This is a genomic window from Nocardia pneumoniae NBRC 100136 (assembly GCF_000308755.1).
Lineage (GTDB): Bacteria > Actinomycetota > Actinomycetes > Mycobacteriales > Mycobacteriaceae > Nocardia > Nocardia pneumoniae.
Map to the genome: position 1 here is coordinate 309687 of NZ_BAGF01000152.1, position 23069 is coordinate 332755.

Below are 23069 nucleotides of genomic sequence, written 5' to 3' on the forward strand. Positions count from 1 at the left end.
AGCTACTACGGCCTCCGCGGGACGGGCTATGAGGTAGCCGCCCCGCAATTTCTCGGCGGATCTTTTACAGTCGCTTGATCTCGAGATTCCGTGCGCCATGTCGATCTCGGCGGACACCCCGGCCGCGGTGACGATCCGATGCTCAGCGTTCACCACGACCCGCTCTCACACATTGTCACTGGGCCGAGGGCTCCGGTGTTCAGGGCGATACGAAACATCGAAAACGCCATCACCCGATGCTCATCTGGCATGATCGTTGAACAGGACCGCGGCGGCCGGGCGGTAAGACTGGGCGGCGAACCCGGCAAGCGCGACCACAGCGGTGAGCACACCGGGAACATGCCCGGTGTGCTCACCGCCGGAATCAGACCGAGGGCAGTGCGGACCCGGTCATGCCGGTGACAATGGTGGTGCGTGAACCCATCCGTGCCGTCGATTCGCCGCCGGCCACCATGCCGAACACTGCGCCGATGCTGTAGACGGTGAGCGCCGAACCGGCTTGCCCAACCGAGAATCCCTGCTACGTCGGATACAGCACGAGGTAGGCCTGCGCGAATGCGCCCAGTTGATTCACCATGATGCCGGCCAGCAGATACCGGGCCGGACGCGGAGTGTCCCGGAGTGTGGTGATGCGCCGGTGCGGCGGATGGCTTTCGTGGCACTCATCGGTGTGACCTGTCGACCGTCGTTGGCGAGGCGGCATCGGAGCCGGCGAGCAGCAGCTGCCACAGCCGCGCCCGCTCGGCGCGGGTGACATGGCATTTCGGCAGTGTGCCGATCCGGCGAAGGAAGTCGCGAAGCGGGCTGTGCGTCGCAACCGGAGGAAAGCTCATCGAATCCCTCATCTGTAACCGCTTCCCCGCCTGCGCAAGAGCATATTGTCGCGGGCGACAACGCCGGACAGTAAAATGGAGAGAACTTACACTCATTTGATCTGAGTCGGGCATCCGAGCGGCGACAGGCGGGATCATTCTGTGCAGTAGACCGCATTACCTTATGGGAATGTAAAATCGGGACGCTATGCCAGCGCACTTGATCAATGTTGATAAGCGCGTCGGGTTATGGTTAGGGGATTCTGACTTCCGGAGGTGAGTCGAGTGGCCCGTGCGGGGTCCGAAGACTCGACTGGAGCGGTGGACTGAAAGAATGTAAATAGCGGTGTCCGTGCTGTCTCTCGCGCTCTATGTTGCGTCGGATTGCGATGCGAATTATCTCGCAACCGCCCTCCCGGTGGCCGCGCAGACGACCATGCCCAATGGGGCATGGATACCACACTTAGTCGACGTGACCAGCTCTGATTCATGGACCTCGGCTCGCCGAACGTATATGGCGATCGGCGGCCCACGGTTCCTCGAGCATTGAAGGAAATGCCCAAATATCGGCGGCGAACCTCAAGTGGTGCTCAAATTTGCAGTTGGTCCGCATATTGATTCGCCGTGCGAGTGGCGCATCGTGTATCGATGGTGTGGCCCGCATGGCTGGTGCGCGCTTCGAACCTTGTCTGCGGGGTGGTTCGAAGCGCGCACCAGCCATGCGGGCCGCGCTTGGGATGACAAGCGCATCCGCTTGGAAGGGGCCGGCAGGATGAGGGGCTGCCGACCCCAATTACGAGCATACAGTCACCAAAGGCCTTGTCGTCCAGTGCTATTCGAGAACTTACAGCCTCTTGAGGCGGACGTTTCTGCGACGCGGGCGCTGGACGCCCAGTCAGCGCTGGACATCGTGTTCTCGCCTGCGGAGGTGAGTCGGAGTCGCGCGCGGTCGGCGAGCCCGGCCGCGCTGTTGTGGCCAGCTGAGGGCCGCCAGGATGACAAGCGCCTCCACGGTGATGACCGTCACTGCGGTTGCTTGAAGGGTGGTCATGTACATGCCCGTTCGTGGTGTTGGGGGAGCGACTTCCTTGCTGCTGATGCAAATAGAATTGCACAACATAGGCATCGTGCAATTTAATATGCCCACCGGTGGGGTGTCCGCCGTGGCCGCGGAGAGGCAAGCTACATCGGGGCGGTGAGTTCGAGAACCGAGATGGTCGGGTCCGGCCCGCTCGGAGTCGAAGCGGTCGGTGGCGGCAGCGACCGGGCGTAGTCCCAACAGCAGTCCGTTGGCATGGAACACGACGCCACCGTAGAGCTGGTACGGATCGGTACGAACCTGCGGATCATGTGGGCCACCAAGACATTCCCGCGCCGCCAAGGCCGAGTTCACCCGCAACATGGGTCGGATGGTTACGACGCCGGCTACTCAGTCATGGAATCGGTGTCCGCATGGTTGCAGCACACCGCGGCCGAAGGCGCACTGGCAACGGTGCGCGCTGCGGTGGGGCGCGGCGATCGTCCGATTGCCACCGCACGGCTCGAGCTGCTCCGATATGTGCGTGCATGGCCGGATTCCCGGCCGACGGGGAGGGGTCGTTCAGCTCGGCAGTCACGCCTTGTGGTACCGCATTCGACCAGTCACATGAGCAACAGCACACACAGCAGGACCGCATTGAACAGACCGAGCCCCGCGCCCAGCGCTGCTCCACGTAATCCGGTGCGCACAAGCGTGCTTCGAGTCAACGGATAGGCGCGATTGGTGCGGTAGCTGATGCGCACTGGAATTTCGGCACCGAGCGGATATCGCCCAGGCGCCGCGTCGTGCCTGCGCCGCCAATCGGCGCCGCGATACTCGATCACCGTGCGCTGTCGCCGCGGCGGGCATGGGCATCCGATCGGCGCGTGGCCGCCTTTACATGTGTGTGCCACGGCACGTGCCGTTCGCTTGCCGGTATAACTCGGCGTAATGCTTTGCCGGAACGACTCGTTGAATGGAACCACCACGTGGTAGTACGCCATCCCGACTACTGGTGCCGCCGGGATTCACGCATGCCATTCGGCCGGAGATCGTCCGAAGGTAAAATTGCAACGCGCGCCTGGCGTTGGGCCGGACGTCCTGCCTGCCCTCAGTCGTCCGCTTCGACCACATCTACGGCAGGGGGTGCGTTGGGATCGAGGCACGATGGCATGGCATCCGACAGCGGTTGGGTCGCGGTGTCATTTGTCGTCCGGTGCAGCCTGCGCAGCCTGCGCAGCATGCGCAGCGCATCCGGACGACGACGGCGCCGCGGGCTCCCCGGTACCATCCCCTCCGTCGATCGGGGGACCTGTTGCCCGCCCGCGCTACCGGTATCGTTCACGGCTACCTCGGCCGAGTCGTCGAAGCCGAGCGTGAATTCGAACTTCGGATCGTACATCGTCAACTTCAGTTCATGCGTAATCCGGAGAACGTTCTCCATTCGTTTCGAACGATCCGCATCGAAGCGGAGAATGATGCCCTGTGCTGAGAAATTCGTGATTTCGGCGATCGAAGCCATCCCGTCCGGATGGTGTGCATTGACTTCCGGATCGCGGCGCCGCATCGCCAGAACGAATTCCCGCATCGATTCGTGCAGCGTGGAAACCGCGACCGGATGGCGGTCGCGGAGAATGCGCCGGAAGCGCCTGGCCGCCACCCGCGGGGATGACAGACCATTCTCATTCCAGATCGCCAGATAGACGATCGGCGATTCCTGCACTGCGCACCCTCCCCGTCCGTCCTGGGCACCACGCTCCGGTGCTGCTCACCCAAAACTCTAGCGTGCGTAATGCACTGCCGTGCAACCGAATCAGTGCGAAACCCTCAAGTCATCGTAAAACTGTGCCTGCTGCGCATGCGAGGATGCATCCGAAAGAATCCTCACCATCGGGCATACCGGGCCTGGCGCTGCTAGCAGCGTTCGTACTGACGCACGTAGGGCTGCGACTCCGGTAAGACGTTGTACCCGGATGTCTGGCAGCCGCCGACCACGACCTCGAAAAAGGGGCCGTAGGAGTAGACGGGGCCGTTGGGTGTGTAGATCGTGTAGTCGACCGCCGCGCCGTAGCCAGCCAGGTAGGGAAGATGCAGATCGGCGAGTTGTGTGGTCTGCGCGACGCTGAATTCCGTACCCACGGGAGGGAATACGGTGACGCCCAGTGTGCGGCCTTCGGAGGGCGGGTCGTAGACCGACACCCGAACGGAGAACGGGATGGGTTGATCGGTCAGGAACCACTGCCACAGGTCGAGTTCATCATTGGACGGGAAGCGAGGGGTGGGCTCTTGGCGGGGGGTGACGCGATCATGGGGCCATGGATAAGACCCGGGGCGCCGTTCCGAGTGATTGGTGAACCCGCGCTCCCGCTCATGAACGGTGGATACGGTCCAGTGGTTTGATGCCAGTTCGGGGAAGTCCCGGATGATTCGGCGCATCGCCGCGGTGGCGCGGTGAGGTTCGCTCTCGGAGCCCGCTCGGACGTCGATGGCGTTGGTTATGCGGCTGGCGTCGCCGCCGCGCGAGGACCAGTGCACTTCGGTGCCGGCGGCCCATAGTCGCGCCCAGGTGTCTGCGGCGTTCGCTTCAGTGCTCACGTCACGGCCGAAAAGCCAGTACGCGGAATAGGTGTCTGCCATCCGGTCGATGGTGACCTCTGTCGGGTCGCCTTGGAAACGCCGCGGAAGCTGTTGAGCGCCCATGGCACTCACCACAGACGCGGCCTCGGCCGGTGTGGCGTCGTCCCTGAGCCGCACGTCGAGTTTGGCGTTGAAGTGTCTGCCCTTGTAGTGCTCGAACCGGTGTGACGCGTCGGTTACCCCCGGAAGGGCCCGGATGGCTGTCTCGATCTTGCGTGACCAGCTGTCACGCTCGGCCTGGTCGCGTCCTTGTTCGAAATAGCCATATCCGATCAGCAGGACTGCGGTACCTGCCATCGCCACAGCGAGCACGACTGCCAATCCCGCTATTGTTGCCAGCAGCGGCGCTACGCGTTCGCGCAAGATGGCGCGCTGGACACGCGCCGACAGCCGCCGATCGGGGTGCTGGGAGGTCCCTCGCTTCGGTGTGTCCGGATTGAAGCGGCCCGGGTCAACGACCTTGCGGCCGGTGGGTTCGGCATCCATCGGACCTCCTCACGGCGCCTTCGTGTTCGTCTGAAACCTATAGCAGACCATCAGTTCCGGCGCTTTGCCTCATCGTTCCACAGCGTAGTCGGCCGCGAACTGCGACCTACCGCACGCGAGCGTTGGTCGATACCGACGTGTGGAGCCGGGATGAACAACCGATCGCACGGCCGACTCGAGTGGGCTTGATGGCCTGCACGAATTGCCATATTCGTTGAAGGGGCGTGTTCGCTGCTATCTGGCTACCGCGAGATGCAAGGCAATCCTGCGTGGGGCAGACTCAATTGGGAGACATGACCTAGGCGTCAATGGGGTCGCGGTGCCCGCCGTGTGGGCGTTCACTGTGTCGAGCGATTACCGAGCCGGCGAGGGTGCGTGGCGTCGACGTGACGACGTTCCGCCGCGCCGGCAAAGCGGGATCGGTCGACGCGCGATGGCGTTTTCCGCGACGAACAACCAGATGCTCCTCGTGGTGGGTCGGCCGTTGCCGGGGCGGCCAGCACAGGGCCGCAACGATGAACAGCGCCTCTATGCCGACGACCGCGATCGTCACGCTCTGCAGGTCGGTCATATCCGGGCCACTGCCTTTCCATTGTCCCAAGGTCGCAGCCCATAGTGCAGCAACATCGCGGGCCCCCCACCAGCCCCGGCCGCAACGCGTTGCGGATCCTCTACATTCCTACTTCACCGGTGTTTCCGCTGCTCAGTCCATCTGGTCGGTTCGACCGGGTAGACCGCGCAAGCGGTCACGATCAAGTCTGATCGAGTAAGTAGATGGGCCCGCATCGGTAGCCGTCGGGTCCGATGTCCCGAGCTATCTACGTCCCCGGCGCTGCTCGCCGGAACCGGTACCGGTCGACGATCTCTGGCACATTGCGGTGCGGGACCGTGCAAGTTGTGAAGCCATTGCGGCACAGGAAACAGCGCACGCGGTCGGCGCACCGCTGACGCTGGACAGCGCGTTCCGCATCCGTGCCGGGTTTACCCGACCTACCGACCGCGGTCGGTGCGCGACCGGGACGTGATCCTATCCGTCGAGCTACCGGTCGACCGGCATGCGAAGCCACGGCAGCGAGGCGGTGTGAATCAGTGGGGCGGGGGCTCCTACGTACGGGTAGGGAATAGATACATACGAGGTCTGGGTACCTAGCAGGTATGGTCGGAATACGCGACAGACGGGAACACGTTCTCGAGTTCACTCTGGAGAGTGGACGCCTTGCCGGCGCGGTTCTTTGACGACGACATCAGATGGGAAGAAGGAGCTTGACCTCTATGTCGAGTAGGGAGCGGCAGATTCCCGGTGACTCTCCAGCAACCGCGAACGGTTTTGTCGGCCGGGGTCCAGAGCTGGGTCGGATCAGAACTCTGCTCATGGGCTCGGCGCGGTTGATCACCCTGACCGGTATGGGCGGCATCGGGAAGACTCGGCTCGCGGCCGAAGCGGTCGGCCAGTTCCGCAAGGCCACCGGTATACCGGTGTACTGGGTCCGACTGGCCAGGCTGGCGAAGGGATCCGACTTCACCGCGGTAGAAGAGGAGGTCGCGCATGCCGTGCTCGACGCCGACTTCTCGGGGCGATCGGCGTGGAACGCACTGGTCGACAAGCTCACCGTCAAGAACGCGGCCGGGCGGACGCCGCGGACTCTGGTGGTGCTGGACAACTGTGAGCATGTGCTCGGCGCGGCCGGTACGCTCATCGCGGCGCTACTGGAGGCAGCGCCGGGCTTGGTCATCCTCGCCACCAGCCGCGGGCCGGTGGGATGGGTCGACGAGCACTTGGTGGAGGTTCCACCGCTGTCGCAGCAACAGGCCCTGACGTTGTTCCAGCAGCGTGCGGAGCTCACCGGTCACGCTGTCACCGATGCCGATCAGGTCGCGACAGCGCGGTTGATCTGTCACCACATGCACAACCACCCGCTCTATCTCCGGCTCGCCGCCGCGCGGCTGCGCCGGCAGCCACTCGCGACCATCCTCCAGGAGTTGAGCGGCGGTGCGAACGACCGGCGGATGCGGTGGTCCCCCGCCTGGCAGGCGGGGGTAGATGCGCGGCATCAGCGGGTTCCCGACGTGATCGCGTGGTCGTATGACCTGTGCACGGATCAGGAACGCCTCCTCTTGGCGCGAATGTCGGTATTCGCCGCAGGGCACGATACGAACCCCGAAGAGGACAACTCCTTCGGGCTCGACGTGGGGGCCGACCTGGAAGCCATCGAGGCCGTGTGCGCTGACGACGAACAGCTCGACCGGTCCGGCGCGGTGCGGGTGGCGAAGGAGGAGGTCGAGGGGCTGCTCGAGCGCCTGGTCGACCAGTCGCTCGCATCACTGCACCGCACCGGGACCACCGTTCGGTATTCGCTGCTGGAGACGATTCGGGTGTTCGCCCATCAGCGATTACAGGAGCATTCGACCGGCGACACGGACGACTCGGCACGGATCGCCGCGAAGCATCGGCAGTACTACCGCAACAAAGTCCTGCAGGCATATGCCGACTGGTTCGGCCCGGGGGAGCTGGGCTATCTGAACTGGGTGCGCGCGTCGTGGGACAACATTCTCGTTGCCATCGAGGGAAGCCTCACCGCGCCGGGCGAATCGATACCCGGTTTGGAGATCTCGGTGGGACTGATCGCGCTGCGCGCGCCGTTCTTCAACGGCTCATTACGCGAGACCCGTCAATGGACGGAACGTACGTTGGAGGCCACCCGCAAGCTCACACCGCAGCCAACCGATCTCCAAGTAATAGCGATGGCTTTGATCGGATGGGTGGCCATGTGGCAGGGGCAGCACGAGGAAACCGAGCGGATGCTCGAAGAGTGTATTACTGCCTGCACAACTGATCCGGCAGTCCGGCAGAACTGGCGGCAGACTCCCGAAGTCGACCTCGATCTGCCCGCCGTCGTCGAGTTCGTCTGGGGGCAGGAGCTGATGCTGGTGCACGGCGACCCGGCATCCATCACCGTGCTGGCGCGCGCTCGCGAGAAATCTCACAACGTCGGCGATCGCGGCGGCGAGGCGATGGCCGGACTCATCGAGGCCATGGCGGCCAGCTTCTTCGGTACGGCGGAACAAGCGGCGGAGATCGCGCAGCGCAACGTCACCAATTCCACTGCGGCCGAGGCGCATTGGCTGAAATCGTGGACCGAGCTGATGTGGGCGCTCGCACTGACCAAACACGGTGATCCGACCGCGGCGTTGTCGGTGGGGCGTCGATCGCTGGCCCACCTGGTATCCATCCGTGACCCGTGGGGCGCGGCCTGGGCAGTGCATGTTCGGTACTGGGCATTGGCGCAGATCATCACCGACTCGATAGCCGCGGGCGACACCGATACCGACGAGATCGTTGCCTTGGCGACCGAAACCGCCCGGCTAGCCGGAGGTGCCAGGACGTTGCGCACGGAGCTGGGAACCGATATCGAAGCACTGCGGCCCTTCGCCGACGAAGCCAACCGAGCCATCGACGTTGCCCGTAGCGTGCTGGGACCCGAGGCGTTCGCCGCCGCCGAGAAAGAGGGATCCCTCCTGCGTTCCGAATCGAACGAAGTCCAACGGCTGGCACTGGGACAGCTACCCATGGACCGGGTGCCCGCGGTCGATACCGGCCACACGTGCGGCCTGTCGCGCTGGGACGAGCTGACGCGGGCGGAGCAGGAGGTAGCGACGTTCGCCGCGGCGGGATGGACGAACAGCGCTATCGCGGCACATCGGGGAACTTCGTTCCGGACCGTCGACACGCAAATGACCGCGATCTTTCAGAAACTGATGATCACCTCCCGGAAAGACATCATCCGGTTTGTTCCCAAGACCTGATCGACCACGGTTGGACCGCAGTCCGTCGCGACTTCTTTCAGCCGGTCACCGTGGACAGGGCCACGGAGCACAGCTCCATCAGGGCTGGGTGAACTTCTTCTCGCCGAGTCCGTCGTGGTGGTAGGTGATGCTGATGACAACGTTGTAGAAGGAGATGGAGATCTCCACCTGGTTGGTATGGCTCGGACAGTGCTTCGTCGGCATTCGGGCAAGTGGATGCCGGGGAGCCCTGGAAGGGAGTGGATTCCCCGGCCGTCCGAACTACACTGGTTGGGTTCTGCCCGTCGGGGGGCGTACCTGTCGGGGTGTCGCGGGGTACGCGGGTCGCTGGATGGGCCGAGTCGGAAGGTGTTGTGTGGTATTTACTTTTCGCAGGTCTTGGTGATGTGGTCCATGATTTTCGGTACGGCCCGGTTCAGCTTGTCCGAATTCTCCTGAGCGGTGGCGGCCCGCTGTTGTAGTTCTTGCAGGGCCGATGGATCGGTGGGATCGAGATCGGTGTTTCCCGCGTCGAGGACCGCCTCTTGGGCGTCCGCGAAATTTTCCCAGTCTGCTTGGATTTCGGCGGGGGCGACCGCGGCGACCTCCCGCGCCTTGAGGTTCAGCTCCTCCGAGTTCAACTGTGTGCCGATATCGCCGAGGTCCTTGACCGCGGCGCAATACGCCGACGTGCTGGAAGAATCGTTGCTTGCGGGCGATGCCGCCTGGCGGTCTGCGGATGGCGATGAATCCTTGCCGCAACCGGAGAGCGCTGCGGCGCCGAGCGCGATCGCGGTGAGGATGGTGATGGTAAGACGCATGACTGCGGGCCTTTCCGGTTACTTGTCGTATTTCCGCATCACGGCGGCGTACGCCTGGGCGACCGTCGCGCTGCCGCCGAGCGTGTTGCATTCACCGTCCACGAGCGCCGCGGCGGTGTTGAACCGGCCGTCGAACTTGCTGCGCGGCTGCACCAAATGCTGTTGCAGCAGCGCCGCCTGCTCCGGCCGCTTCATTTTCAGCCACACCGAGCACCTGGTGTCCGGGCCGCCGGATGGCGCGTCAGCGGGCGAACTGTCCGATGGGGAATTCGATGGGGAAGAGCCTCTGTTCAGCTCATCGACGATCTTGGCGACGCGCACCGTATCGTCCGCGTTCCTTTTTTTGGCCACCCTGCAGCCGGCATCGACTTTGCGTACGACCGTGGTGGGCTTCGACCCGTACCTGTGACCGGGCCGTGCCTCCAGCAGATCCCTGATGGTGGACACCCGGCCACTCAGCGTCTGGCTCGAGTACTCCGCGCAGCTGATGCTTTCCACGTCCGACGGCGCTGCCGTCGCTATGGGCGTCATGCACACCAGCATCGACAGTGCACCCCCCGCGAGAAATGCGGACGCGATCGTACGCTTCATTGAAATAGTCCTCCGATTTGAATTGGCCGGAGCCCTGCGTTATCGGGCTCACCTGTCGTCCTCCCTGCGACGGCTCTGGCAGGCTAACCGGAGGAAATGCCACATGTCATCTTCGGACCACCGAATTTACGATCATTTGAGGTGCCGCCGTAATCGAATGGGTTTTATCGACCGTCGCTCGAGGTCCAAGGCCGGGTCTGCGGTGGCGACGGCTGTCCGTCGGCCGGAAACTGTGGCCACTCCTCGGCCAACCGCATCACCGCGGCGGCGTTTCGCCACGCCATCAGACATCCCACCGCGCCGATCCCGAATACCAGCGCGCCCGCGCTTTTGTCCACCCACCCCTCGTTCGCATCGAACGATGCTACCGCCAAGGCTGTGAACAGGATGAACCCCGATCGGTAATCGCTCGGCGCGCGGACGCCCTTACCGGTCCCTGACTTCCGAATCAGCTCCCGCTTCCGCATCGCCGCCCGCCACTGCTCGGCGGTCGGTGTGGAAACCTCGGAACTGGTGCGGGCGGGCACCCGCTCGCGGATAAGCTCCGCGACCCTGTCGCCGTCAGCTATCGGCACCACCCACTGCTGGCCCGAGCCGGTCAGCCGGACCGCGGACCCCTCCGACAGCGGCAGCACGGTGCCGTGGGCAGCGGATAGACTGTGGAGGCCAGAGCGACGCACCCAACCGCCTCGCATCGAATCCCCTGTGGGACTGCCACACCGGTCCCACCGCGGCCGCGAGCTCATGCGCCTGACCAGCAATCCACAACCGCGCCAACATCACCGACACCGCCAGGCCGAGCAGCAACACCGCCGCCGTCCAGCGCGCCGCCATCCCCGGCCCGCCGGCATCCTTTCCGCTATCCTCAGCCACTACCCGCAGCCACTACCCGCGGGGCGGGGGTCGGAAGCCGCTACCGCAGTGCTTTCAGCAGCCCGCATACCTTCCACTCGCCGTCTTCCTTGACCAGATCGTAGGTCACGGATTGGGTGTTGGAGCGGGAGCCGACTTTCACGGCGACATCGACGGTGAACTTGCCCTTGTCACTTCCATCCGGGACATCGACGCTCTTCAACGTGGATTTCGCGTCGATCTTCGGCACACTCGTCGGCTTACCCGCGGACTGTTGCGCGTCTTCGATCTTCGCTCGATCCGCCGCGCAGAGCAGATCCTGGTTGTCCCCGCGGCCGTCCACGAATGCCTGCGCGACCTCGCGTGGGTCGCTCGACTTGCCGATTCCTCCTCCGGAGAACAGAAAATATGCCCCGACGCCGATCGCGACGAGGATGACGGCGCCACCGAGCAGCAGCGGCACAGTGGCGCTCCCGCGTCCGCCGGGCCGCGGTGGGTATTGCGTGCTATAGGGCGGTTGTTGCCCGAACTGCGGTGGCACACCATACGGCGGATTCTGCTGCGGTGCGGGGCTATACGGTTGATGCGGGGTGGCCCCATACGGACCGGGCTGCGGCTGTGCGCCATAGGGCTGCTGCGGCGGTGTTCCGCCGGGCTGCGGCGGCCATCCGCCAGGCTGATTGGCGGCGTTGGGCTCTTGCTGTGGTGGGTGCGTCATCTACGGAGTCCTACAAGTCCTTATCTTCACAAAGCGCACATACGTCATGTCCGACGCCAACGCGATTCAATCATGTCGCGCACGGCTCGGACACCGCGCGATGTTTGTTTTTACATTCCATTGAGGTTGTGAGCGCGCTGACTCATTGACTTTGCCGGTTTCGGAGCGGATCGTGAATTAGTTCGGAGCGCAACGTGTTTCCACCCACCGTGCACGCTCGCGCTGCGCGGACGTCAACGGCTGCGGTGTGGGCCGTCGGCGGCTTCGAGCAGCATGTGATGGCAGTCGAGCAGGAACGCCGCCATGAGTGGGTACAGCAGGGTGGCTGCTGCGGGTGTGAATGCCAGTCGGTGATGGCCGGGTCCGACGATGAAATCCGCGCAGTGGGTGCCGTCGGTTGTGGTGACCGTCCATCGCGGGTCGAGAACGGAAAGGTTGGCGATCAGCGCGTGGGGCACGCCCGCTCCGTCGAACACCATGAAGCTCATGGACTTTCCGCTGTAGTGTTGGGCCTCGATCCGGCCGAAGTGCCGACCGTCCTGGTGATCGAGCCGCAGGACGCCGTTCGCGCGGTGAACTCGATACGTCTCGAGCCCATTGGCCGCCTGTACCGCGTCGAGCCGGCGGCCATCGCGATGTCCTAGCCACAGCTGAGTGCCGTGCCGGTCGGTGACCTGGTCCTTGTTCGCGCGCCACAGCAGCCGTTCGGTTCCGGTCGCGGCCTCGAATGCCGACGCCCGGCGGCGGGCTCCCAGGGATATCACCGCTACGAAGCCGAGCGCGCCGAGGGTTGCCAGGTCAGCGAGGGCAGCCCAGAACAGGCGAACCACAAGATCGGGGGTCTGATAGAGCTGGCCGGACGGACCGACGCGGACGTCGACGTGCTTGCCGATCCGGCTGCCGCCGACGCGGGGTACCTCGCCACGATGCTCTACGCCGTCGGGTGTTGTCCACATCCCCTGGCATCTGGGGTACTTGGTACCACTGGCGCATCCGGTGACATATGCCGCGACACGGGGTCCGACAGTGAAAGCCCAGACGGTTGGTGCGGCGAACCCATTGGCCATGAGCAACACGAGCCCGATTATGCCGATGGCGAGCATTCTCTTGGGATGCATACAGGTGACATTATCCGGAATTCGTTCGGATTCCGGTCTTCGTCTGGCAACACGGAATATCGGCTCGTACGGAGCCATTCGAAATCTTGTTGGTCTCGTCGGCATCTGGCCGAGTCGAAGGTTCCGTCCCCCGCCGCGGCTACCTCGACAGCTAAAGTTATCGTAAAACTTGATAATCGGATGAGTGCATCGTCGCCCGCGCCGACTACTGTTCGCTGGGTGAGTGATTCGATCGGGTGGGATGCCATCGATGGCGCGCTGCGGCAGCTGTATGGTGCTGCCGAACCTTTCCATGTGGGGACTCGGCACCCGTGGGCTCTCGGCGGCCGGGACCCCCTCGACGGAATCAGCATCTTTGCGCGGCCGGAGCCGATTCCGCATTGGCACTATATCAGCTATGGCATGTCGGAGCTGTACCACAAAGAATCATCGGATCCGGAGGTCTCGGGGTGGGGCTTCGAGTTCACCTTCCGGCTCGTCCGCCGGCCTGATGACGCCGAACCGCCGATCTGGGCGGCGAGCCTGCTGCAAAATCTGGGCCGGTATGTCTTCGATTCCGGCAAGTGGTTCGAGCCCGGCCACACCATGAAAGCCAGCGGGCCGATCGCAACCGACCATGCGGACTGCGCGATCCGTGCTCTCACCTTCACTATCGACCCAGAGCTCGGTGCAATCGGCACACCGAACGGCAGCGTGACGTTCCTGCAGGTTGTGGGGCTGACCCTGGAGGAGTACGCGGCCGCGAAAGGCGGCGCCGCGCCCGCCCTGCTCGAGCGGCTGTCGCCTCGTCTTCCCTTGTACGTCACCGATATCGATCGCGGGTCGCTGATCAGCCCACAGTAGGCCGCCTCGATGCCTGTCGCGGAATACCTCATGCAGCCCGATGAGTTTTCGGACGCGTTGACCTTGCTGGTGGCTGACGCGGCGTGGGCCGTGGTCCGCGATGGCGATACGCGGCAGGCGGCGGATGTTGTTGCGGTGCTGGAGCGCTGGCCGGAGCATCCGCTGGTGTCGCGGGCGGCGGCGCTGGTTACAGCCACCGCGACGTTCGCTCGGTCGGAATTGGAGCCGCTGCACCGTGCGCTGGTGCGGGCGGCCCGAGTCGCGTGGCGCGCGGATCCGAACCAGTCGGATCTGGTGGAAGTGTTGCGGTACCGGGCCGCACTGGAGCATGAGGGCGACCGCGGCCTTCTCGCCGCGGAACTGCTCACCGCGGCGATCGAATTGTGTGACGAGCCGGCGGCACAGGGACAGTCCGGGGCACAGCCACTGCTGGCCGACCTGCTGTGCGAACTGCTGGAGATGTTGTCCGAGACCGGAACGCGCGGAACGGCGGAGCACGCCGAGGTGATGGCGTGGGGTGCCAACGTCGGACACAGGTGCATAGACCTCCTGGGCGAACTGGTTCAGACCGATCGCGCCCGATATCTGCGACGGTTGGCCGGTGCCCACATGGCGGCGGCGGATTTCGTGGCGTGGCTGGATGGGGAGGCCGCCGGTGCCGATCAGTCCCGGCGCGGCGTGCGCCTGTACGAAGAGCTGGCCGAATCTGCCGGCTCGGCGGTTCTGTCCAGTCTCGACCGTGCCTGGGCGAAGCACATCGCGCTGCTGGAACGCGTCGGCGACGAAAGCGAAGTGACCAAGTGGGAGCGGCACCGCATCGAGCGGTTGCGCGCCATGGCCGCCACCGCGGTCGATGCCGCGTCACCGAACGAGCTATCCCGTCTGATTTGGCTGTTGCGTGCGCATGAGTTGCACACCGAAGCGGTGGCCGTGTCGGCGCGGGTCGTGGAGCTGGCCGAGACGACGGCTGCCGATGGGAACGAGTCCGCGGTGCGACGGCTCGCCCGGACGATGCTGCGACACGGCGAGCATCTGCACCGTGCCGGGCGGCGGGCTGAAGCCGTGCGGATCTGGTATCGATTCCTCGAAACGCGACAGCGACTACACAGTGGCTCCGCGCGAGGCATCGAAGAAATGGCCGGCGCCTACCACGAGATCGTCACAGTGGCACAGGAGCTCGGCGACATATCGGCGGCCGTCGAATTCGGCAACGGTGCGGTCGGTGTATGGTCCCTGCTGTCCGAGCGGGACCCGGCGCAGCTCGAGTCCCTGGTGGACGAGTTACGAGCTCAGGCGGACCGGTTGCACAAAGCCGGCCGCAGCGCCGAGGCTTCCGACGCGGCCGAGCGTGCGCTCACCCACACCCGCGACCTGGTCTCGATGGACTCGCAGCGCTATCGGCCGGATCTCAGCTGGACGCTGACCTGCGCCACCCGGATGCACCTGCGCTCCTGGCGGATACAGCAGGCGGACCTCCGTTCTGGGCAGGCGGTCGAACTGATCGAACAGTTGGCGCACGATGACCCAGGCCGCTACACCGGGGATCTGGCCAACGCCCTGAACAACCGCGCGATGGTGCTCAACCGCTGCGAGGATTACGAGCAGGCGCGGGTGGTGTCGGCACGGTCGGTGGCGCTGTACGAGGAGATGACCACGAACGGCGCCGATCGCCCGGCCGCGCTGGCCAATGCGCTGTGTACGCGTGCGATCACCCTTCGTGAGCTGCGTGTGTTCGATGCGGCACTGGAATGCGCCGTCCGGGCGGAGGAGATCTACGCGCGATTGGCCGACAAGGACCCGGCAACCTATTCCGCCGACCTCGCCTACGCGGTGAACAAGCTGGCTTCGGTGCACGAGGACATGGGGAACACGGAGGCGGTGCGTGCGGCGGCGACCCGCGTGCTGGAGATCTGTGCGACGCTGGCGGAGGGCCCCGCCCGTGCCGCTCAGCGAGCATGGGCGCTGCATGTGCTGGTCCAGAATCTGTCTCGCACCGGCAGGCCGGCCGAGGCGCTGACCTATTCGACTCCGCTGCTGGAACATCGGGAACGGATGGCCGCGCAGGATCCAGCGGCTGGGGAACCGCAGCTCGCCATCGCCCTCGGCAATCATTCGGTGTGCCTGTCGGAGATCGGTCGACCTCGCCCAGCGCTCGAGTATGCGCGGCGAGCGGTGGACCTGTGGCGGCGATTGTCGGAATCCGAACCCCGCCCGCACCGCGGGCGGTTGGCCGACGCCCTCGATAGTTACGCGACACGGTTGATGGAAGCACGTCAGTTCGAGCAGGCGGTCGACGTGTCGGCCGAGGCCGTCGAACGCTATGAGGAGCTGCTCGCAGACCACCAGGACCTGTATCTGCAGTCCGCCGCCATGTGTCTCGATAATCACGCGCTGCGGTTGGGCGAGGTCGGCCGCGACGAGGATGCTCTTGCGACCGCGACGCGAAGTCTTGCCATCTTCGAGGAACTGGTGACTCTCGATGATGATGCTTACTGTGCCGGTTTGGGCATGAGCCTGATCAACTATGCCGTTCGGCTCAATAGCCTCGATCGCGGTGCGGAGGCCGTTGAATACACCACGCGCGCGGTTGCCCTGTTCGAGAAACTGAGGACCGCAGCGATCGGCGCCGATGCGCGGGGTCTGGTTTGGGCACTGGACAATCATTCCTATTCACTGGTGTGCGTCGGTCGCGCTGACGAGGCGGTGCTGTTCCAGGAAAGGGCGGTGCGGATCGCGGCAGCCCAAGCGGCTGACGACTGTCCATCCAGCGCGAGGCTGCTGGCCGAGGCCACCCGTAGTTTCGCGAATCGGCTCGTGGACGCCGGGCAGTGGCCGCGGGCACGCGAGCACTCGCGCATCGCGGTGCGGCTGTGGGAAGAACTGGCCGCTAGCGATTCCGAGCTGCACCTGCCCGATCTGGCCGCAGCGCTCGATGACCATGCCAGGTTTTGCGGCGACCAGAACGAGTGGGCCGAGGCGGCCGGGTATGCGGAGCGCGCTGCGGCCGCGTTCGAAGAGCTGACCAGTCGGGATGCGCTGCGGTACCGGCCCCGTTGGGCTCTGGCGGTGGAATACCACGCGGTCACGCGCAGGTGGCTGGGGGAGCGCGGGTGTGCCTCAGCGGAGGTGGATCGTGCGCTGTCGATCCGGCGGGATGCCGCTGCGGAATGTCCGGAGGAGAACATTCCAAAGCTGGCCGACTCTGAGGGATGGGCCGCTCGGCTCCGGCTGCACATCTCCGAGCCGGATCTCGCGTCCGCTCACCAGGAACGCAGCGTGGTCCTCTACACCGAGCTGATCGACAAGGGGCATGACGATCTGTTGCCGGGGCTGATCTCCGTTCTGCACAGGTATGCGACGAGCCTCTGCGAGACCGGGTATCGCGGCCAGGCGCCGGGCGCTATCGAGGAGGCGGTCCGGCTGATTCGCCAGCAGGTCGAGACGGACCGCGCCGCACACCGATTCCGCCTGGCGGTTGTGCTACGGGATCAGTCGTGGCTGCTCGCCGAAGCCGGACAACGGGATGCCGCCGTCGCCGCGGGACGTTCGGCGCTGTCGCTGATAGAGCAGATCGCCCGGGCCGGTGATGGCGACCGCCGGTGGTATCTGGCCGACTATCGCGACTCACTGGCCTGGAGTCTGGCCGAACTGGGATGCCGGACCGAAGCCCTCGATTACACCGATCAAGCCGTGGCGCTGTGGGAGCAATTGGCGGCCGAGAATGCCGAGCCCTCATTGGATCTGGCCTGGTCGCTGTGGCACCGCGCCCGTTGGCGGGCCGAGCTGGACGATGGGGACTCCACGGCTCTGCCCGACTCGTGGCGCGCGGTCGAGATATATCAGCAGGTATACGGAGATCGGCCGAGCTGCGGCGAGTTCCTCGCCGGTGCCCTAGTGGATCACGCTCGGCACCTCGCGCGGGCCGGACACCACGCGGAAGCGTTGGAACTCAGTTCGCGTGCGCTGGAGCTGTGGGAGCGGTTGGCCCAGGACAAGCCCCAGGTACATCGCCCTGGCCTCGCCGATTGCCTGCGCTGGCACGCTACGCATCTGGTGCGTCTCAGCGAGCACGATGTCGCTGTCGCATGTGCTCGGCGGGCAGTGCGATTGGCCGAGGAAGCCGCCGAGCGAACACGCCCACGCTATCTACCCGACCTGGCGGCGATCTGCCGCGAGATCGCCCTGCTGCTGCGCGACCGCGACCCGCGTGAAGCTCGCACTCTGGCAGAGCGTTCGGTCTCGCTGTACACGGAATTGGCCGACGAGGAACCCGAGGTGTTCGGTTCACGGTTGTCCGAGGCGCGGGAAACGATCGGGCAGTTTCTCGGATCGAACAGAAATCCGAACTGATGACATGCGCTTGTTTTCGCGATCATGGGCTCTATGCAGTCAGCGTGGCGTCAGCTGCCGCACAAGCCGTATCGGCGGAGCGCTGCAATGGCCGATTCTTCAAATCTATGTAAAGTTTTGCGAGTGCCCGGAATTTCATCATGATCGATGTCCGGTCCAGCCCGGGATCCAGGCATAATGCCTCGGGTGAATGCGCCGAATCCGAGTTACAGTGGCTCCTCCAGCGGAAGCCCGCAGCCTTACCCGTATCCACCGGGGCGACCCGGACCGCAGATCTGGGTGCCGGAGGAGGCGGGTGAGGGGCGGCTGGTTCTGGCTGCGATGACGGACGGCTGCTTCGGGCTGCTGGCCGCCTTCGCGGTGGCGGTGCGCGTCCTCGGTTACAGCGCGGGCGATCTCGCGTTCGCGCCGGTGTTCCTCGCGTCCGCGCTTATGTTCTCGTTCGCCAATCACGTGTTCGGCACCTTGCTGTTCCGCGGGAGCTTAGCGAAGCTGCTCTTCGGTATGCGGGTGGTACGCGCGAAAGATGGCAAGCGGCCGGGCTTCTGGCGGACGGTGGCGCGGTGGCTCGCGGGTTTCGTGCTCCTGGCGGTGCAGGTTATGTTGGAAGAGGGCGGAGGCGTCGGTCAGGCGTGTGGCCTGCGTACTGTGCGCCGCCGCGACGAACGGCGCAGCGGCCGCTGAGCGACTGCGTTTCTTCCGGCGATCGCTATTCCTGATGCCCGGCCCACCCGACGCGGTGCGGGTGGGCCGATGCGGAACGCGATGGTCAGCGACGGCGCAGCACGAGCGGTAGGCCCCCCTTGGGCTGGCAGGTGACCACGTAACGGGGCACCACGTCGAACCCGGGCTCGACGGCGAATTCGAACCCGCACACGACGGCGCTCAGCACCATCTGAGTGATGGCCGTCGACAGCCGCTCGCCGATGCAAACGCGGCTGCCCTTGCCGAACGGGTAGTACGCCAGCCGATGCCGGGAATCGGCGCGTTCCGGTGCGAATCGGTCCGGGTCGAATGTCTCCGGGTCGTCCCAGAACCTCGGATCACGATGCGTGATCTGCGGATTGAGTACGATCTTCGTGTTCTCGGGAATGCGGTACGGGCCGAGTATGTCGGGCGCCACGGTACTGCGGAACCAGATCGGGAACGGCGGATGCAGACGTAATACCTCGTCGATGACGCGCTTGCCGTACTCCAGACGCGGCAGCTCGGCGAGCGTGGGTTGCTTCCCGGACACCACCTGGCCGAGTTCGGCCACCATCTTCTCAGCGACCTCCGAGTTCTGCGCGAGTTCGTAGGCGGCCCAGGTCAATCCGGTGGCAGTTGTTTCATATCCGGCCATGAACAGGGTGAATATCTCGTCGCGTAGCTGCTGATCACTCATCCGCTCGCCGGTGTCGGCGTCCACGGCATCGAGCAACAGCCCGAGCAGGTCCTCGGGTTCCATATCGCCGGCGCGACGTTCCGCGATGAGCGCGTGCACCTCAGCGTCCAGGGCTGCTACCGCACGGCGATATCGCACCGCACCCGGTAGCGGGAACCACCCGGGCAAAAAGAACGTCCACACTTTCGACGCAAGGCCCGCGAAAACCTGGGAGGTGAGCTCGCGCAGCCGTTCCGCGCGTGCGGCGTCGATCGATGTGCTGAACAGCGCGCCCAGCACAATCTCGACGTTGAGTTCGATGCAGTCGTCCAGGAAGTTCACCGGCCGGGCCGCGTCGGCGGCCGCCTCCCACCGCTGCACGGCGCGTTCCACGCATGCGGCGACATGGTTCTCCATCAGATGCAGCTGCCGGGCGTGGAAGGCCGGTTGCATGAGCCGGCGCTGTCGCTTCCAGAACTCGCCTTCACTGGTGACCAGCCCATTGCCCAGCGCTGTCCGGAACGGCTTCATCAACGGGCCTTTGACATAATTTCCGGCGTTGGTCACCAAGATACGGCGAATGTAGTCGGGGTGACTCACGATATACGTTTCAAGCGGCCCGGCGCCGACGCGGACCAGCCCGTCGTGCCGGGCAGCGGATTCCATGACGAATCGGTACGGATCGCGGAACAGGCCTGGTTGTAGGCGGGTGGAGGGGGGAAGGTTCGCAGTCTGATCGTGAATTGTCTTGGACCGGCTCATCTTTCGGATCTCTTCTCGCGGTGTGTGGGCCAAGTGAGTCGTCGACCGGTGCCGCGCCGCGGTGCCACCGGTTCTGGCCTGTGCCGAAATTATGGTCGCTCCTGGCGATGTGGGCCGATGTACCGGGAAGAACTTACATTCCGTTGATCCGCGAGATCGAGTGCACGAGATCGACTCCTCTCGAAAATGACCGACCAGAAGCGGACGGCGCGCAAGGCGCACAACAGCAAACGCGCGACCGGCGAGCCTGGGAACTCGCCACTCCGACACACCGGCACCCGGAATGGCGCACTGTACTTACGCCTGTGCCCGATCCGGCCAGTTGACAAGCGTGTCGTTGAACAGCTGCTCGATGCGATTGATGTGCATATCGAGCGTGTCGAGAGTCCAGTCGGAAGTGTCGATCGGTTCGAGCGCTGCGACATCAATAGTGCCGGGCTGAACGAGGAACGAACTGCGCCACAGGATCTGCCCTGAGTTTCGAATGACGAGGGGAATTATGGGAACCCCTGCCCGCAGGGCCAAATGGAACGCCCCTTTCTTGAACGGCAGCAGTCGGGCCGTGGGGGTTACCTGCCCCTCGGGCGCGATTGCCACCGATATCCCGGACTCGAGTGTTTCTACAACAGGCTCGAGCGCTCGAATGGCATCACGGGGAGCCGAGCGGTCGATGAAAACGACGCCGATGAAGCGCATGAGTGCACCGAAGATGGGGTAGCGCCGCGCTTCGATCTTCGCGATCGCCGTGAACCCGCTACGCAGGACGTACGGAATAACGAGCGCATCGAGTTGACTCTGATGATTGAACACGAATACGGCCGGGCGAGGCGCGCGAGCATGTTCAGCACCGATCAAGCGCACCGAGATCCCGGCTCTCCGAAGCGCGGCTGTGGCCACACGAGTGCAGAGTTCATCGATCACGGCACGACGATCGCGACCGGGCCATGCGATGAAAGTAGCAGCGGCCGCTGCGAGTACAGCCGAGAGACCGCTCACAGTGCGTGCGACCCGAGAGAGAGTGGGGTGTCGCCGGGAAGGAAATCGTAACACCGGCCAGTCGTGTCGTTGTGCGGCCCTTTCGAGTTCAGCGTCGGGATTCAGTACCGTTGGGGCACCTACCATCGACAGTACTGGGACATCGGATCCACTCGAGTTGTAAGAATAGCTGTGCAGGAGGTCGATACCCGCGCTCGCCGAGAAGTCACGGATCGCGGAGGCCTTGGCATCGCGCCAGAGAACAGGACCATCGATTTCCCCGCTCGTCACACCGTCAACGACCGCGAGACGGGTACTGAGAATGTGGTCTATACCGAGATCGGCTGCGGTGGCGCAGACGTGGAAATGCGGTGCACTGCTGGTGAGAACCACGATGTGACCGGCTTGCTGATGCGCGGCGACCAGCTGCCGCGCCTCATGGTAGAGACGGCCGGAAACCACCCGGATAAAGAAGTCGCGGCCGAGCTGTTCGAGATCGGCCGGCATGCGACCCCGCCAGGCGCCATCAGCCCACCGCGTGGCACGGGTCTCGGCAGTATCGGTCGCGGCGCTCCGTACCCGGACCGTCGAGATCGCCCGCTCGAGGGCTTTCGAACATCGGCCATTCATTGTGTCACGGAATCGAACGGCTCCGGATCCGCGCACCAGCGTATTCTCGAAATCAAAGAATGCGGCCGTCGCCGGCCCTTGTGGACCGTTTCGAATCCGATGGAGAGCTTCTACGAGGTGCATATCCCGACTTTCGATGAGCAGTCCTGATGACGATCGAGTTGCGCTGCGCCACTCGGCGAATCAGGCATCTCCGTGTCCGGAGCCGATGTTCAGCGGCGAATTGCGGTATCTGTTTGCCGTTGCCCCGGGTGGACTATGGTCATGCGAGGAAATGCTCGTACGTTACGTTCTCGTATCTTATCGGTGTCCAGACTCTCGATGGCACAGTGGCATAGTGCATATGATTCTTGAATACCGGCGAGAACGGTTGTGGACTCGAGCTCGTTGAGCTCGAGTTTGCTCATCCAGGGCAAAGGTGCCAGGTCGAGCACATACGGCGCACCCGGCTCAGGTGTGAAACGCCGATGCGTCAGCCACTCTTCGTCGCGGTATCGTTGTCGCACCGCATTCAGATAGCCACGTCCCAGACCGCGTCGAATGCGATCCAGGCGGATTGCAACGTATCGGTGAACGCTGGGGATTCTGGTCGGAGGCCTTCGTATTCGCTGCGTACTCAACGACAGGATGTGTGTACATCCGTCGTTCATGGCCAACCGAAACGGCAGTGGTGCCAACACGCCTCCGTCGACCAACCGCCGTCCGTGCAGTTTCATGGACCCACGCACTGCGATAGGCAGCCAGACCCCCGCGCGCAGAACCGCTTCGAGTTCCTGAACCGATGAGAAGGAGCGGAAGATGACAGTTTCCAGGGCGTCGACATCTGTGGCCGAAACGACCAGTGGGATGGGTGAGTCTATTACGGCTTGGTAGTCCAGCGGCTTAATGGCGCCGAGTACCTGCTCGAAAATATACTCGAGATTCAGTATCGATTGACCTCGCAATGCCCTATAATAGTCGACAAATTGCCGCGTAGTCAAATCTTCGAAATAAATCGACAACGGGTACCATGTCTCCTGTGAAACAAAGTACGCGCTATTGATCGCGCCCGAAGAGGTTCCGTATACCACATCGAAAACGTTCTTCAGGCCAGCATCGTCGAGATACGTGAGCATAGCGGCGGATACCGCCCCCCGCATACCTCCCCCCTCGACCGCGAGTGCCACGGTTGCGGAATCCGCACGATTTCCGGGACAACTTCCGGAGTCTCGTCTCGAGCGAATAATTTGCAGCACCGGATGGTGTGGATCCCAATACCGCCCGAGCGGGTCGTACAATTCTGTCACGAATACCCTCGCCCCACAATTAGA

Annotated in this window: 17 protein-coding genes and 1 pseudogene; 4 read left to right on the plus strand and 14 right to left on the minus strand. The window is 64.2% G+C overall.

Annotated features, from left to right (window positions below; all coding sequences use genetic code 11):
* Nucleotides 1-2453: 2453 nt before the first annotated feature.
* From ON34_RS32955 to ON34_RS32970, 4 genes are all read right to left on the minus strand, one after another.
* Nucleotides 2454-2675, minus strand: a complete 222-nt coding sequence (locus ON34_RS32955; protein WP_040787247.1) for a hypothetical protein — start codon at nt 2673-2675, stop codon at nt 2454-2456.
* A gap of 266 nt (nt 2676-2941) precedes the next feature.
* Nucleotides 2942-3553, minus strand: a complete 612-nt coding sequence (locus ON34_RS32960) for a hypothetical protein (protein ID WP_040787248.1) — start codon at nt 3551-3553, stop codon at nt 2942-2944.
* Nucleotides 3554-3744: 191 nt separating this feature from the next.
* Nucleotides 3745-4953, minus strand: a complete 1209-nt coding sequence (locus ON34_RS32965) for a hypothetical protein (RefSeq protein ID WP_040787249.1) — start codon at nt 4951-4953, stop codon at nt 3745-3747.
* Nucleotides 4954-5251: 298 nt separating this feature from the next.
* The gene (locus ON34_RS32970) at nt 5252-5524 is read right to left on the minus strand and encodes a hypothetical protein (RefSeq protein WP_040787250.1); all 273 of its coding nucleotides are present in this window, start codon (nt 5522-5524) and stop codon (nt 5252-5254) included.
* 701 nt (nt 5525-6225) lie between these two features.
* Here ON34_RS32970 and ON34_RS32975 point away from each other — a divergent pair.
* Nucleotides 6226-8757, plus strand: coding sequence for a LuxR C-terminal-related transcriptional regulator (locus ON34_RS32975; protein ID WP_157172583.1), 2532 nt, complete (start codon nt 6226-6228; stop codon nt 8755-8757).
* 78 nt (nt 8758-8835) lie between these two features.
* Here the strand turns inward: ON34_RS32975 and ON34_RS38260 are convergent, their stop codons facing one another.
* The 6 genes from ON34_RS38260 to ON34_RS33000 form a co-directional block, all read right to left on the minus strand.
* Nucleotides 8836-8961: a hypothetical protein gene (locus ON34_RS38260; RefSeq protein WP_281032478.1), complete on the minus strand. Its 126-nt coding sequence runs from the start codon at nt 8959-8961 to the stop codon at nt 8836-8838.
* A 158-nt stretch (nt 8962-9119) separates the two neighbouring features.
* The gene (locus tag ON34_RS32980) at nt 9120-9557 is read right to left on the minus strand and encodes a hypothetical protein (protein ID WP_040787252.1); all 438 of its coding nucleotides are present in this window, start codon (nt 9555-9557) and stop codon (nt 9120-9122) included.
* An 18-nt stretch (nt 9558-9575) separates the two neighbouring features.
* Nucleotides 9576-10100, minus strand: a complete 525-nt coding sequence (locus tag ON34_RS32985; protein WP_157172584.1) for a hypothetical protein — start codon at nt 10098-10100, stop codon at nt 9576-9578.
* Between the two features lie 212 nt (nt 10101-10312).
* Nucleotides 10313-10828 carry a hypothetical protein gene (locus ON34_RS32990; RefSeq protein WP_157172585.1) on the minus strand — a complete coding sequence of 172 codons (516 nt, stop codon included), beginning with the start codon at nt 10826-10828 and terminating at the stop codon, nt 10313-10315.
* A gap of 233 nt (nt 10829-11061) precedes the next feature.
* Nucleotides 11062-11463, minus strand: a complete 402-nt coding sequence (locus ON34_RS32995; RefSeq protein ID WP_040787255.1) for an Rv0361 family membrane protein — start codon at nt 11461-11463, stop codon at nt 11062-11064.
* A 488-nt stretch (nt 11464-11951) separates the two neighbouring features.
* Complete coding sequence (locus ON34_RS33000; RefSeq protein WP_157172586.1) at nt 11952-12674, minus strand: hypothetical protein; 723 nt, start codon at nt 12672-12674, stop codon at nt 11952-11954.
* 381 nt (nt 12675-13055) lie between these two features.
* Here ON34_RS33000 and ON34_RS33005 point away from each other — a divergent pair, with 381 nt between their 5' ends.
* The 3 genes from ON34_RS33005 to ON34_RS33015 all read left to right on the plus strand — a co-directional run bounded on the left by ON34_RS33005 (nt 13056) and on the right by ON34_RS33015 (nt 18713).
* Nucleotides 13056-13679 carry a suppressor of fused domain protein gene (locus ON34_RS33005; RefSeq protein ID WP_051023472.1) on the plus strand — a complete coding sequence of 208 codons (624 nt, stop codon included), beginning with the start codon at nt 13056-13058 and terminating at the stop codon, nt 13677-13679.
* Nucleotides 13680-13688: 9 nt separating this feature from the next.
* On the plus strand, nt 13689-18029 hold the full coding sequence (locus ON34_RS33010; RefSeq protein ID WP_157172587.1) for a tetratricopeptide repeat protein: 4341 nt from the start codon (nt 13689-13691) through the stop codon (nt 18027-18029).
* Between the two features lie 186 nt (nt 18030-18215).
* On the plus strand, nt 18216-18713 hold the full coding sequence (locus tag ON34_RS33015) for an RDD family protein (RefSeq protein ID WP_218003971.1): 498 nt from the start codon (nt 18216-18218) through the stop codon (nt 18711-18713).
* 85 nt (nt 18714-18798) lie between these two features.
* Here ON34_RS33015 and ON34_RS33020 read toward each other — a convergent pair whose 3' ends face one another.
* From ON34_RS33020 to ON34_RS35440, 4 genes and pseudogenes are all read right to left on the minus strand, one after another.
* Nucleotides 18799-20154 carry a cytochrome P450 gene (locus tag ON34_RS33020; RefSeq protein ID WP_083889974.1) on the minus strand — a complete coding sequence of 452 codons (1356 nt, stop codon included), beginning with the start codon at nt 20152-20154 and terminating at the stop codon, nt 18799-18801.
* 297 nt (nt 20155-20451) lie between these two features.
* A complete protein-coding gene (locus ON34_RS37975) occupies nt 20452-21075 on the minus strand; it encodes a lysophospholipid acyltransferase family protein (RefSeq protein WP_245548309.1) in 624 nt (207 codons plus the stop codon).
* A 222-nt stretch (nt 21076-21297) separates the two neighbouring features.
* Nucleotides 21298-21882: pseudogene (locus ON34_RS38740) on the minus strand (HAD family hydrolase); the annotation flags it as partial.
* An 89-nt stretch (nt 21883-21971) separates the two neighbouring features.
* Entirely contained in the window at nt 21972-22925 is a 954-nt protein-coding gene (locus tag ON34_RS35440) for a patatin-like phospholipase family protein (protein ID WP_218003972.1), read from the minus strand.
* Nucleotides 22926-23069 lie beyond the last annotated feature (144 nt).